Source organism: Lelliottia sp. WB101 (genome assembly GCF_003051885.1).
Taxonomy (GTDB): domain Bacteria; phylum Pseudomonadota; class Gammaproteobacteria; order Enterobacterales; family Enterobacteriaceae; genus Enterobacter; species Enterobacter nimipressuralis.
The window spans coordinates 4,550,153-4,563,840 of the sequence record NZ_CP028520.1 but is presented as its reverse complement, the minus strand read 5'-3'; the positions used below and the strand labels follow the sequence as shown (position 1 = coordinate 4,563,840).

Sequence of the window (13,688 nt, the reverse complement as noted above, 5' to 3'; positions counted from 1 at the left end):
ACTCACCCCGCCTCCAGCATCCCAAAGCTCACAATCCGCGATCTCCCCAGCTCTTTGGCGCGATACAGCGCCACGTCTGCCGCACGCAGCAGGTTGTCGCTCTGGGCGTGCTGCGGATAGCTGGCGATGCCGATCGACACATCGACCGGGCCAATCTCCGCCAGACCGTAGCGCAGCGCCAGGGCACGCACACCTTCGTAAATCTCCGTGGCGCAGGCGTGAGCACCTTCTTCGCCCGTGTCCGTCAGCAGTGCCAGAAACTCTTCGCCGCCGTAGCGGAAGGCGATGCCGTTGTCATGCACCGCACGCTGCACAATCGCCGCCACGCTTTTAATCACCTGATCGCCTGCCTCGTGGCCAAAGCGATCGTTAATACTTTTGAAATGATCGATGTCGATCATCAGGCAGCTTAACGGCTCGTTGTTGCGCATTGCCTGGCTCATCAGCGTCTGCATTTTGTCTTCAAGATGATGGCGGTTACGCAGGCCGGTTAAGGGATCGTAGAGCGCTTTTTCCAGCAGGGCGTCGCGCAGACGCTGGTTGGCGAGCGCCAGCCCGAGCGCTTCGGCCATCAGCTCAAGATAGGCGCGTGACGGGGTGGTTTCCGGAGTGATGTTCTGGAATGAGAGCAAACCGATGGCCTCGCCCTGAGCGATCAGCGGCACGCACAGCGACCGGTCCGCCGCCGATTCCGGCAGGTGATAGCAGGCGATATCCGGCTCACCGTTGACCGGCGGATGGCTCTGGCCGCGACGCACGGCCCAGCAATCATCAGGATGGAAGGGGGGATGTTTCTCCTCAGGCGTCAGCCACTGGGCGACACAGCGCATCTGCCACGGATCGCGATCGAGGATATACAGCTGCCCGCTAATGCCCGGCGCGATATTCGGCGCAAACAGCTGGGCGACGTTAATCACGTCGGTGAAATTCTCACAGCCCTGCAGCCGCTGCGTCATACGCGCCAGCAGTTCACGAATTGCCCAGTCCGCGTCGCGCTCTTTTTCCAGCTGCTGCCGCACCAGGCCGTTCTCGCGGAAAATGCGGATCGCCTGGGCCATATCGCCGATCTCATCGATCTGGCTAAAGTTAGGCGTCTCCACCGCGTAATCCTGCGATGCCAGGCGATGCACGACATCGCTCAGACGCACCACCGGGCGCAACACGCGGCGCTTTAAAATAAAGCCCATCACAAACAAAAAGAGCAGGGCGGTCAGGCCGACCATCACTTCTGACAGGGTGCGCAGAATGCGGGACTTTTTTGTCGCCTCTTCCACGGCGTTGTGGGCGCGGCGATCCAGCATCAGGCGGAATTGGTCGATCTGATTCTGCACCCGCTCCAGCTCCTGCTCGTAGGGCTTACTGTAGAGCAGAATCACGGCCTGTCTCTCATCGCCGCGCGCCATGCTGGCGAGCGCCGCCTGCTGCTCATCCTGCAACTCATCGACCACCTGTAACCCTTCATGCAGCAGCGCCAGCTCTTCGCCGGTCGCGCCGTTATCTTTGAGTCGGGAGAGCCGGTGCTCAATGGGCTTACGGGACTGATCTTTTTGCTGATAGTCCTTCAGGGCATCGGGATCTTTATTGATGACATACAGGCGTGCCAAATCCGACAGCGCCCAGGCATCCGTTTCGACCTCTTCGGTCAACTGATCAAATATCTGGCGCTGTTCAACGGCCTGTCGCTCGGCGTTATCGGCATTTGAGGCCAGCAGCATGACCACGCCGGAAGCGAGAGTCAGACACACCGTGACGCCGTAGGCCCAGTTGGTTATGGTGGCAATTCGCACCTGTTGGATCCTTTTCAGCCGTTAGTGGGATAGCGTTCTTGAAATTATAGGAAACGCCTGATTTGGCGTGACAAAAAAATGGCGGCCCGTGGCCGCCAGTCTGTTATTTATCGTCACGCTTTCACAAATCGGGAGGGTTTTTCCCCTCTTCGATGAACGCTTCGTCGATTTCGTCGACGTTCCCCGCGTGGTCGCGCCCGGAGAGCAAATTCCAGCAGGCGATAAACAGCGCGGCGACCAGCGGCCCGATGACAAATCCGTTGATGCCGTAAATCTCCATCCCGCCCAGGGTAGAGATCAGGATTAAATAGTCCGGCATTTTGGTGTCTTTTCCGACCAGCAGCGGACGCAGGATGTTATCCACCAGCCCGACGATGATCACGAAGAAGCCGACGATAAAGAACCCCTGCCACAGCTGCTGCGTGGCGAACAGGAAGATGGCGGCGGGCACCCAGATAATGGCCGAGCCGACGGCTGGGATGAGGGAGAGGAAGGCCATCAGCGCGCCCCACAGGACGCTGCCGTCGATACCGGCAATGTAAAAGGCGATCCCGCCCAGAATCCCCTGAACCACGGCCACCACGGCGGTGCCTTTAACGGTGGCGCGCGAGACGGCGGCGAATTTGGCGAACAGATGCTGTTTAACAAAATCGGACAGCGGCAGCGAATCGAGGATCTGGCGCACCAGATAAGGCCCGTCTTTGAGCAGGAAAAACAGCAAATAGATCATCACACCAAAGCTAATCGCAAAGCCAAACGTCCCTTTGCCGATTAAGAAGGCGCTGCCCGCCAGATATTGACCGCCCTTCAGCGCCACATCCGACAGCTTTTGCTGGATCTGGCTGGCGTTATCCAGGTTGTGTTCGACGAGGAAGTTCCGCGCCCAGTCCGGCAGGTGTGAAAACAGGCTCGCCACCACCTCCGGGAACTGCGGATTGGTGTGCTGGAGCTTGGTGTAAACCACGTTCAGCTCGATAGCCAGCGACGACAGGATCACGATCAGCGGCGTAAAGACGATCAGGCAGATCACCAGCAGCGTCAGCAGCGACGCCACACCGTTACGTTCACCCACCCATCCGCGCAGTTTGTTTTTCACCGGATGGAAAATGACCGCCAGGATTGACGCCCATAACACGGCAGAAAAGTAGGGTGCGAGAATATCGAAGAACGCCACTGAAACAATGGCGAGAATAAGAATGAAAAAACCTTTAGTCAGTCCGTTAAAGCGCATTAGCGAGTCCTGGTGGCTAAGAAACAGAGTCGACTATAGAACCCTTTGAGGGAATTACCAATTTTGTTACGGAGATCACCTTAACACCGGCGGTCGGGAAAACGCCGTGCGCCCGATAAAGCGCCCACGCATTACGCGTTTGATGAGATACGGGCCGCATTTGGCAACACCTTTATGTGTGAACTCCCCTCAGAACGTTACCACTTTCGACTGACCGAAGAAGTCAGCGCCCCGCGCCATGCTGTAAGTATCTGCTCTGTGGAGGTGCTTATGGCCTGGCGACCGATTCTCTACGTCATTCTCACTCATCACCCTCGTCTCAGCGCGCGCCGCGCCCGGCTGCGGCTGGTTCATGGCTAGCTTTTTGTTAACAATCACGGTATAACAAACCTTCTTTGGATGTTTAGATGTCCATACGTTTAGAAGGTAATATGCAAACAGAACAAGAAAATGGGCAGCTAAAGCGCACCATGAAAACCCGCCACCTGATTATGCTTTCGCTGGGTGGCGTGATTGGAACAGGGTTGTTTTTCAATACGGGTTACATCATTTCCACCACCGGTGCGGCCGGGACGCTGCTGGCGTATCTCATCGGCGCGCTGGTGGTATGGCTGGTAATGCAGTGCCTGGGGGAACTCTCCGTGGCGATGCCGGAAACCGGCGCGTTTCACGTTTATGCGGCGCGCTACCTCGGCCCGGCGACAGGGTATACGGTGGCGTGGCTCTACTGGCTCACCTGGACGGTCGCCCTCGGTTCGAGCTTTACCGCCGCAGGATTCTGTATGCAGTACTGGTTCCCGCAGGTTCCGGTATGGATCTGGTGCGTGGTCTTCTGCGCCGTCATTTTTGCCCTCAACGTCATCTCCACGCGCTTTTTCGCTGAAGGGGAATTCTGGTTCTCGCTGGTCAAAGTGATCACCATCATCGCCTTTATTATTCTGGGCGGGGCGGCTATTTTTGGTTTTATCCCGATGCAGGACGGCTCACCCGCGCCGGGGCTGACGAATATCACCGCAGAAGGTTGGTTCCCGCATGGCGGTCTGCCGATCCTGATGACGATGGTGGCGGTCAACTTTGCCTTTTCAGGGACGGAGCTTATCGGTATCGCGGCGGGCGAAACGCAGAACCCGCATAAAGTGATTCCGGTGGCGATCCGCACCACTATCGCGCGGTTAATCATTTTTTTTATCGGCACCGTGTTTGTGCTGGCGGCGCTGATCCCGATGCAGCAGGCTGGCGTTGAAAAAAGTCCGTTCGTGCTGGTGTTCGAGAAAGTCGGCATTCCCTATGCGGCGGATATTTTTAACTTCGTTATCCTGACGGCGATCCTCTCGGCGGCGAACTCCGGGCTGTATGCGTCGGGGCGCATGTTGTGGTCGCTCTCCAATGAAAAAACGCTGCCGCGCTGCTTTGCTCAGGTCAATAAAAACGGCGTCCCGCTGACGGCAATCTCCGTGAGTATGCTGGGTGGCGTTCTGGCGCTGTTCTCCAGCGTCATCGCGCCGGATACGGTGTTTGTCGCGCTCTCGGCTATTTCAGGTTTTGCGGTGGTGGCGGTGTGGATCAGCATCTGTGCGTCGCACTTTATGTTCCGCCGTCGCCATCTTCAGGCCGGGAAAGCGCTGGGCGATCTGCAGTATCGCGCGCCGTGGTATCCGCTGGTTCCGGTGCTGGGCTTTGTGCTGTGCCTGGTGGCCTGCGTCGGGCTGGCGTTTGATCCGACCCAGCGTATTGCCCTGTACTGCGGGCTGCCGTTTGTCGCCCTGTGTTATGGTGCCTACTACCTGACTCAAACCTCAAAAACCCAGGAGCCTGAACATGTCGCAGAATAATCCGCTTACCGCCCTCCTAGAAACACAGCCCTTTATCGTGCTGGACGGAGCGATGGCGACGGAACTGGAAGCGCGCGGTTGTCACCTTGCCGACAGCCTGTGGTCCGCCAAAGTGCTGGTGGAGAACCCGGAGCTGATCCGCGAAGTGCATCTCGATTATTTCCGCGCCGGCGCGCAGGTGGCGATTACCGCCAGCTATCAGGCGACGGCAGAAGGGTTTGCCGCACGCGGCTACGATGAAGCGCAATCCCGTGCGCTGATCGGCAAAAGCGTGGAGCTGGCGCGCAAGGCGCGTGAAGCCTGTCTGGCGGAAAACCCGCAGGCGGGCACGCTGCTGGTGGCCGGTTCCGTGGGGCCTTACGGCGCGTTTCTGGCGGACGGCTCAGAATATCGCGGGGATTACGTCCGAAGTGCTGCGGCGTTTACCGATTTTCACCGTTCGCGGGTGGAAGCCCTGCTGGATGCGGGGGCCGATCTGCTGGCCTGCGAAACGCTCCCCTCTTTTGCGGAGATCACCGCGCTGGCGGCGCTGCTGGAAAGCTATCCCCGCGCGAAAGCGTGGTTCTCGTTTACCCTGCGCGACAGCGAGCATCTGAGTGACGGCACACCGCTGCGAGAGGTAGTGGCTGCGCTGGCGGATAATCCGCAGATTGTGGCGCTGGGGATAAACTGTATTGCGCTGGAAAACACCACGGCGGCGCTTCAGTATCTGCACGCGCTGACGGATCTGCCGCTGGTTGTCTATCCGAATTCCGGTGAGCACTACGACGCGGTGAGCAAAACCTGGCACCATCACGGCGAAGCCTGTGAAACGCTGGCGGGGTATCTGCCGCAGTGGATTGCGGCAGGGGCAAAGCTGATTGGCGGGTGCTGTCGCACCACGCCGAAGGATATTGCTGAGCTTAAGGCTCTGCGCTAAGTATCGCCGGGTGGCGGCTTCGCCTGACCCGGCCTGTAAAACCCGCAGGCCCGGCACGCGTAACGCCGCCGGGCAAACTCACGCCGCGTCTGCCAGCACAAACATGCCGTACGGGTGGATCTCCAGGTAGTAATGGTCACCTTCGTTGGGCTGCAGACGCGTGGCGTTAACCTGCAGCAAAATCTCCTGCCCGTGCCACTCCACAATTACCTCGTACTGCGGCCCCATGTAGGCGACGTGACGAATAGTACAGCGCTGGCTGTCGTCTCCGCGTTCGCTCAGGGTGATGGCTTCCGGGCGCACGCCGACGGAGCCGGAACCTTCACGCGCAAAGTGCATCGGGCGCGGCAGACGATAGCCGTGGATCTCCACGTAATCGTCGCTAAAGCGGGCCGGGAACAGGTTTGCGTCGCCCATAAAGCTCGCCATAAAACGCGACGCGGGCTGGCGATAGAGATCCTGCGGCGAACCGATCTGCATAATATTGCCTTTGTTCATCACCAGCACCGTGTCCGACACCGCAAACGCCTCGCTCTGATCGTGCGTCACGTAGAGTGACGTGATATTGAACTGCTTTTGCAGCTCGCGAATTTTGTCGCGCATACTGCGGCGCAGGTTGGCGTCGAGGTTACTCAGCGGCTCATCAAACAGCAGCACTTTCGGTTTGAGGATCAGCGCGCGCGCGAGGGCCACGCGCTGCTGCTGGCCGCCGGAGATCTGATCGACATAGCGATCTTCAAACCCTTCCAGATCGACCATCGCCAGCGCCTCTTTCACCCGGGCTTTGGTTTCCGCGCGCGACACGCCGAGCATTTTCAGGCCGTAGCCGACGTTCTCCCCCAGCGACATATGCGGAAACAAGGCGTAAGACTGGAACACCATGCAGATATCACGCTGCTGGATGGAGCGATGAGTCACATCCTCGCCATCAATCAGAATCTGCCCTTCAGTCGGCTTTTCCAGCCCGGCGACCAGGCGCAGGACGGTGGTTTTCCCACAGCCGGACGGGCCGAGGAGCGTCACCATCTGTCCCTGCGGGATCGCCAGGTTGATGTTCTCGATAACGGTATTATTCCCGAAGCGCTTGGTGACATTGCGCAGTTCAACGAAATGTTTCTGAGTCATAGTTTTACGCCTGGTTTTTAGCTTTGGAACGGGAGGTACGCGCCTCACCGATCAGCCAGTCAAATAGGAAAATGATCGCCAGCATGACCACAATCAGGATTGAGCCGTAGGCAATCGCCACGCCGTATTCGCCGTCTTCCACGCGGTTCAAAATGTAGGCCGTGGCCACGCGGGTGTCTGGCGTGACGAGGAACACAATGGCGCTGACGGTAGTAATGGCACGCACGAAGCTGTAGATCAGCGCCGACAGAATCGCCGGGCGCAACAGCGGCAGCAGAATGTGGGTGATGGTGCGCAGGGAGCCCGCGCGCAGGCTAAGAGAGGCCTCATCGAGCGATTTGTCGATTTGCCCTAAGCCCGCAATCCCGGCGCGAATGCCGACCGGCACGTTACGCATCACCATCGAAATAATCACAATCGCCGCGGTGCCGGTGAGGTAAACCGGGGCGCTGTTAAAGGCCAGAATGTACGACACACCCGCCACCGTACCCGGCACAGCGAAGCACAGCATGGTGGTGAATTCGATGGTCTTTTTGCCTTTGAACTGCTGGCGCACGACGACCCAGGCGATCAGCAGACCAAAACCGGCGGTGATCGGCGCGGCGATCCCGGCGTAGAGCAGGGTATCGAGCAGTGAAGGCCATGCGCCGTCGCTCATGCCCTGGCCGAACAGCTTGATAAAGTTATCCAGCGTCAGGGTGTAATCCACGCCCCAGTTGACCGTAAAGCTGCCGTAGAAAATGCTGCCGTAAAGCAGGGCGTTAAAGGCGATCCACACCGTCAGCAGGGCGACCACGCTCCACACCAGCGTCACCGGCAGGGGCTGCACGTCGCCACGGTAGGATTTGCCGGAGACCGTGACGTACGAGCGCTTGCCGATCCACATATACTGAATGCAGAACACCAACAGGGAGAAGACCAGCAGGAACGCGCCGAGGGTGCTGGCGGCCTGATAATCGAGCTGCGAGCCGGTGATGTAGAAGTAGATTTGGGTGGCTAATACGTCGAAGTTACCGCCGAGCACCAGCGGGTTACTGAAGTCGGCCAGCGACTGGACGATGACGATCAAAAACGCGTTGGCGAGCGCCGGTTTCAGCAGCGGCACGAAGACGCCGTTAAAGGTCTGCCAGCGGCTGGCGCGCAGCGTATAGGAAGCCTCTTCCAGCGAGGGATGAATGGTTTTGATCGCGCCGTCGAGGATCATAAAAGCCATCGGGGTAAACGCCAGCACCTGCGCCAGCCAGATACCGGTGAAACCGTACAGCCAGTTGGTGTTGGTCAGGCCGAACCAGTCGACCATCAGCTCGGTGATGTAGCCGGAGCGGCCCATCATCAGCGTCACGCCTAAACCCACCACAAACGGCGGGGTGACGATCGGCAGGATCGAGAAGATGCGGCCAATGATGGCGCTGCGTTTCGCGATGCGGGTGGTGTAGATCGCCAGCACCAGCCCGAAGAAAGTACAGCCGATACCGACCGCAATCGACAGCAGCACGGAGTTGATAATCACCTGCACGATGTGCGCCTGGGACAGCACATTCATAAAGGCCAGCGGGGCGAACTCCCCGGCGTCGTTGGTGAACATCGGAATGAAAATCGCGATGCTCGGCCAGACGATAAAGATGCCGATCAGGGCCACAATGGTGATCAGCGAGCCAATCACAAAGCGGTCGCCGCCCAGCCACTCCAGACGCGTCAGCGCCAGGGTCATAATCGCGCCGAGAGCAACGAACAGCACAATGGTGGCGAAGCCTAATCCGCGTCCTTCCACCGTAGCGCTGACGACGATAAAGGCCATGCACAGCAGCGCCCAACCGGCGTCGAGATAGTGGCGGCTGCGCTGCTCGCGCTTCGCTTCGTTAAACGGCCGCACCAGCAGCAGGCTTGGCAGCAGATACCACAGCCAGCTGATATTGAAATGGGACCAGCTGTAGGCGTCGAGAATTTCCTCGCGCGTCGACTCCAGCAGGCCGTAATCGAGGCTCCAGCTCGGCAGCAGCGCAAACGCCAGCCAGCCGACTAAAACCCACAGGAATACCGCATCCCGTTTTTTGATGGGATGAAGAGCCAGTGTGTGTGACATAAGTTTTCCGGGTGTTGAGGAAAATGTTGGCCGGGTCACGCGCAGACGCCACCCGGCATTGACCACTTATCGCGGGCTTATTTACCCATCTTCACGTCGCTGACCCATTTGTTGATCAGCGCTTTGCGCACATCCGTTGAGCCGTACTTGTCCATGTCGTAGCTAATCAGCTTCAGATCGTCGAGTTTCAGGGAGTTCGGCGACGTCTCGGCGGTAGTGTTGGTCAGGATTTGGTAGGATTTGCCTTTCTTCCACGCCAGCTCCTGCGCCTCTTTTGACAGCACCCAGTCCACGAACAGCTTCGCGTTCTCTTCGTTACGCGCGCCTTTCAGAATGCTGACGCCGCCAATCTCATACCCGGTGCCTTCGCACGGTGAAATCAGCTCCAGCGGTGCGCCCTGTTCTTTTTCCAGCGAGTAGTCGTGCAGGAAACCAATGCCGATGGCCGTTTCACCGCGCGCGGCGTTACGCGCCGGGGCGATGCCGGATTTGGTGTACTGGGAGACATTGCCGTTGAGCTGTTTCAGGTAGTCAAACGCCTGATCTTCGCCCCACAGCTGCACGAAGGTTGCCAGCGCGGTATAGGCGGTGCCGGAGCTTTGCGGATCGGCGATCTGGATCTCGCCTTTGTATTCCGGTTTGGTCAGATCTTTCCAGCACTTCGGTACCGGCAGGTTTTTCTCTTTCAGGCGCTGGGTGTTGACGCCAAAGCCCAGAATACCGACGTAAACGGCAGAGGAGAGGTTGCCTTTGACCTTGGCGGGATCGCGGAATTTCTCCATGATCTGCTCAAGATTTTTTGATTTGTATGGCTGCAGCAGCCCCATTTCACCGGCCTGAGACTGAGGGTCCAGCGTGCCGCCGTACCAGACGTCTGCCTGTGGGTTTTTCTTCTCGGCATCGACTTTCGCCAGCGTACTGCCGGAGCCGTTGCGGATAAACGAGGTTTTGACGTCGTACTTATCGCCGAACGCTTTTGTTTCGACTTCGCACATTTCGTTAGTGGCGCTGCAATAGACCACCAGACGACCTTTGGCCTGTGCGGCACCGGTCAAGGTAGCCAGCGCGATCCCGGAAGCAATGAGGGTAGAGAGAAGCGTTGTTTTCATTATTCAGCCCTTTTAAGACGTTATGTGACTGCGAGAAGCGGTGATGCCCGACATCAGCAGCGGCATCAGTAATAAACCCATCAGTACGGCGGCGATGGAGAGCAAACTGAACATCCCCGACCAGCCGTAATGTTCAATAACCAGTGACAGCGGCCATCCGGCAAGCGACGCCCCCAGATAGGCAAAGACGCCGAGAAAACCGGTTATTGAGCCTGCCGCCTGCTTGTGTCCGCATTCGACGGCGGCAAGACCAATCAGCATTTGCGGCCCAAAGACAAAAAATCCGACCGCAAAAAAACAGATCGCCAGCAGGGCGTAGTGGTGAACCGGCGCCAGCCACAGTGCGGCGACAGAAACCATCAGGCCCAGCGTGAAGAGCAAAATCATCGGCGCACGTTGCCCGCTGAACAGAAGATCCGAGCCCCATCCGGCGAACAGCGCGCCGAGCAAACCGCCGACCTCAAACAGCATCACCGTCGCGTTGGCGCTGAGCAGATTGACGCCGTGGCTTTCCGAAAGCCAGATGTTCCCCCAGTCGTTCAGCGCGATGCGGATCAAATAGACCAGCACATAGGAGGCGCCGAGCAGCCAGATCATCGGGTTTTGCAGCATGGTGGTGCGTAACATCTGCCACAAACCCATCGGCGGACTTTGCTGCTCCTGGCGCAGCTCCAGCGGATCGTTGCGCCACTCCCCGACCGTTGGCAGACCCTCTTCCTGCGGTGTCCCCCGCAGTTGCGTGGTCAGCCAAATGCCGAGCACAATGCTGATAATCCCCGGTGTCAGCATCGCCGCCTGCCAGCCCCAGAGATGGGCGGCAAAGGCACATATCAGCGGAATAATCGCCCCACCGATGTTGATGGAGGTATTCCAGCATCCCCACCAGAAGCCGCGCTCGTTGCGCGAATACCAGTGAGTGAGCAGGCGCGCGCAGGGCGGCCAGCCCCATCCCTGAAAGAATCCATTCATCGTCCAGATGAAGAGCAGCAGGCCAAACGAATCGCTGAAGGTGAACAGCACGTTCAGCACGCCGGTGGCCAGCAGGCCGATCCCCATAAACGCCCGCTGTCCGTGGCGGTCATGCCACAGTCCGGCGGCAAATTTCGACAGACCGTAGCTCAGATAAAACAGCGATCCGATAAGCCCGATATCGCTTTTACTCAGCCCTAAATCCATCTGCAGGGCGGGCAGAACGTAATTGACGCTTTTACGCGTCAGGTAAAACGCCGCGTAGCCCACCACCATGCACAGCAACAAGCGTGGGCGCAGGGCCCGATAGCGTTGAGAAATCTGTTCAGCAGACAGTGCGTGCATGGCGTTCTCCGTTTGAGCTGACTGTAGGGAAGTGCAAGGCAAAAGGGATGAGAGAAAGTCTGGAGTGACTAAGACTTTTTCCTGGTTAGTGCGGTGTTTGTTGCAAAATTGTGGGCAGGTTAACAATTACGCGCGTGCCGCCCTGCGACTCAAGGGTAAATTCACCGCCCAGGGCGTGTACGCGCTCGCGCATGCCCTGAATACCAAAGCCGGGCGCATTGTCCGGTGCAATTCCGCTGCCGTTGTCCGTGACCTCCAGCAACAGGCGGCCATGGTGCTGGCGCAAGACGATCCGCACTTCGCTGGCGTCTGCGTGTTTGCTGACGTTATTCAGCAACTCCTGCAACAGGCGATAAAGGGTAAAGACCAGGGTTTCGTTTTGCGGCGGCGCGGCCAGCTGCCAGTCAAAACGGCAGTCGATGCCGCGCTCGGCGAAGGCGAATTCGTTCACCAGATGGTGCAGCGCCTCCTGAAGCGAGAGTTCATCCAGCACCGGCGGACGCAGCTGGCGCAACAGCTGGCGGGTCGAATGGTGGATGCGTCGCGCCAGCTCGTTGATCTGCCCGGCGGCTTCCACCGCCAGGGGGGTATCTCCCGCGCGTTTGACTAACTGGGACTGGATCTGAATCGCCGTGATGTTCTGGCCGATTTCGTCGTGCAGCTCGCGCGCCAGATGCTTGCGGGTATCTTCTTCCGTGTGGATCAGTTTTTCAGTCAGCGCCCGACGGGCCTGCAGCTCCGCTTCGAGCCTGCGGCGATAGTGATCGAGATTCAGTGCCAATTGCTGCTGACGGCTGATGGCGATCCCCAGCCCGATGCCCAGCAGGGACTGGGTGGCGAGAAAAATCTCCAGTTCCAGCAGGTCCGTAAACCCCACGCCCACCTGACGGGCAATGGTGATCATCATGCTGCCGAGCAGACCGGAGAGCACGCCGCCCTGCCAGCCAAATTTCCACGCCATCACCACGTTTGGCAGGAACACCACAATCAGCAGCAGGCGTTCCAGGGCGGGGGAGAGCACCATCTGAGTGCCGATCCCGATGATGAAAAACAGGCTGCACCAGATGATCAGCGACGTGCGCAGGGGCGGATTGGTCGTGTCCAGCCCGAGAAGATGGTAGCGATGCTGCTGGCGTAAAAACTCAAACACCAGATAGACGAACGGTGTCAGCAGCACGCCGCCGGTAAAAGAGGCCAGCCCCAGGAGCGTGGCGGGGCTTTGCAGAAACGGTGCGAGACACAGGGTTTGCAGCAGCGCGTTGACGCTCACCGCCGCAATCAGCAGCGACAGCCGCTGCCAGTACAGGGGAAAACGGTGCCAGTAGCGTTGCAGCGCGTAAGCACTGAGTAGCCCGAGGGGCGGCGCGGCCAGCATCAGATAGCTTGTCAGTAATTGCTCACTGTGCAGCCAGAGAATGGCGGCGAGCGTCGGCAATACCACGGCGGGCCAGAAACGGCGCGACAGGAGGATCAGCAGCGCCAGATAGACGCCCTGCGGCAGAAAAAGCACCGCCTGCTGGCCGTTGTGGGTGAGATAAAAACTGAGCGTCCACAGCATCAGCCAGCCGGTTCCCCAGGCCAGCATAATAAACAGGGAGAGAACAATGTGCCGCAGGGAGCGCCGCATTAGTGGCCCGTCAGCAGCTGATTGTCGAGAGCGAAATGCACCAGCTCAATGGTGCTGCTGCACTGCAATTTTCCCAGCACGTTGGCGCGGTGGACGTGAACCGTCTTATGGCTCAACTCGAGGGTAAAGGCGATGGCCTTGACGCTTTCGCCTTTTACCAGCAGGTCGAACACCTCCCGCTCACGCGGGGTGAGGACATCGAGCACTTTCGGCACCGGCTGGCCGCCACGCAGGGCTTTGACCGCGTCGGCGCAGAGATAGTGGCCGCCCATGCCGACGGAGCGCACCGCCTGCACCAGCTCTTCCGGGCCGCAGCGCTTGGTGAGATACCCGCTGGCTCCGGCGTCGAGCGCGCTTTGCACGAAAGCGGGTGTGTCATAGATGCTCAAAATGATGGCGCGAAACGTCGGGCGCTGCTGGCGCAGGCGCTTGAGCAGGCTAAGCCCGTTTTCATCGGGCATGGCGACATCCAGCACCGCGACGTCAATCTCGCTGTGGGTCAACGCCGACCAGGCGTCAGCCGCACTGCTGTACTGGCCTTCGACCACCAGGTCGTCCTCCAGATTTAACAGCTGCGCAAAACCCGACCGCACTACCACATGGTCATCCACCAGCACCACTTTGATCATTTCATCTACCCTGGCTGAATACTGGCTCTATG

At 58.9% G+C, this 13,688-nt stretch carries 10 protein-coding genes; 2 read left to right on the top strand and 8 right to left on the bottom strand.

Annotated elements, in window-relative coordinates; translation table 11 throughout:
- Positions 1 to 2: 2 nt before the first annotated feature.
- Both DAI21_RS22080 and DAI21_RS22075 read right to left on the bottom strand, forming a co-directional pair.
- The gene (locus DAI21_RS22080) at positions 3 to 1,787 is read right to left on the bottom strand and encodes a diguanylate cyclase (RefSeq protein ID WP_107704184.1); all 1,785 of its coding nucleotides are present in this window, start codon (positions 1,785 to 1,787) and stop codon (positions 3 to 5) included.
- A gap of 121 nt (positions 1,788 to 1,908) precedes the next feature.
- On the bottom strand, positions 1,909 to 3,018 hold the full coding sequence (locus DAI21_RS22075) for an AI-2E family transporter (RefSeq protein ID WP_100777491.1): 1,110 nt from the start codon (positions 3,016 to 3,018) through the stop codon (positions 1,909 to 1,911).
- A gap of 431 nt (positions 3,019 to 3,449) precedes the next feature.
- On the opposite strand from DAI21_RS22075, the gene mmuP reads away from it, so the two are divergent.
- Both mmuP and mmuM read left to right on the top strand, forming a co-directional pair.
- Positions 3,450 to 4,850, top strand: a complete 1,401-nt coding sequence (gene mmuP, locus DAI21_RS22070) for an S-methylmethionine permease (RefSeq protein ID WP_107704183.1) — start codon at positions 3,450 to 3,452, stop codon at positions 4,848 to 4,850.
- On the top strand, positions 4,837 to 5,769 hold the full coding sequence (gene mmuM / locus DAI21_RS22065) for a homocysteine S-methyltransferase (RefSeq protein ID WP_107704182.1): 933 nt from the start codon (positions 4,837 to 4,839) through the stop codon (positions 5,767 to 5,769). Before mmuP ends, mmuM begins: the two co-directional genes overlap by 14 nt.
- Positions 5,770 to 5,847: 78 nt before the next feature.
- Here the strand turns inward: mmuM and fbpC are convergent, their stop codons facing one another.
- The 6 genes from fbpC to DAI21_RS22035 all read right to left on the bottom strand — a co-directional run bounded on the left by fbpC (position 5,848) and on the right by DAI21_RS22035 (position 13,656).
- Positions 5,848 to 6,894: a ferric ABC transporter ATP-binding protein gene (gene fbpC / locus DAI21_RS22060; RefSeq protein ID WP_100777488.1), complete on the bottom strand. Its 1,047-nt coding sequence runs from the start codon at positions 6,892 to 6,894 to the stop codon at positions 5,848 to 5,850.
- Positions 6,895 to 6,898: 4 nt separating this feature from the next.
- Positions 6,899 to 8,977 (bottom strand): iron ABC transporter permease, encoded by a 2,079-nt coding sequence (locus DAI21_RS22055; RefSeq protein ID WP_107704181.1) that lies wholly within the window; start codon positions 8,975 to 8,977, stop codon positions 6,899 to 6,901.
- Positions 8,978 to 9,054: 77 nt separating this feature from the next.
- Complete coding sequence (locus DAI21_RS22050; RefSeq protein WP_100777486.1) at positions 9,055 to 10,086, bottom strand: ABC transporter substrate-binding protein; 1,032 nt, start codon at positions 10,084 to 10,086, stop codon at positions 9,055 to 9,057.
- Positions 10,087 to 10,098: 12 nt separating this feature from the next.
- Complete coding sequence (gene uhpC, locus DAI21_RS22045) at positions 10,099 to 11,400, bottom strand: MFS transporter family glucose-6-phosphate receptor UhpC (RefSeq protein WP_107704180.1); 1,302 nt, start codon at positions 11,398 to 11,400, stop codon at positions 10,099 to 10,101.
- A gap of 85 nt (positions 11,401 to 11,485) precedes the next feature.
- Positions 11,486 to 13,027 (bottom strand): MASE1 domain-containing protein, encoded by a 1,542-nt coding sequence (locus tag DAI21_RS22040; protein ID WP_107704179.1) that lies wholly within the window; start codon positions 13,025 to 13,027, stop codon positions 11,486 to 11,488.
- Entirely contained in the window at positions 13,027 to 13,656 is a 630-nt protein-coding gene (locus DAI21_RS22035) for a response regulator transcription factor (protein ID WP_107704178.1), read from the bottom strand. The genes DAI21_RS22040 and DAI21_RS22035 overlap by 1 nt, the downstream gene beginning before the upstream one ends.
- Positions 13,657 to 13,688: the final 32 nt, after the last annotated feature.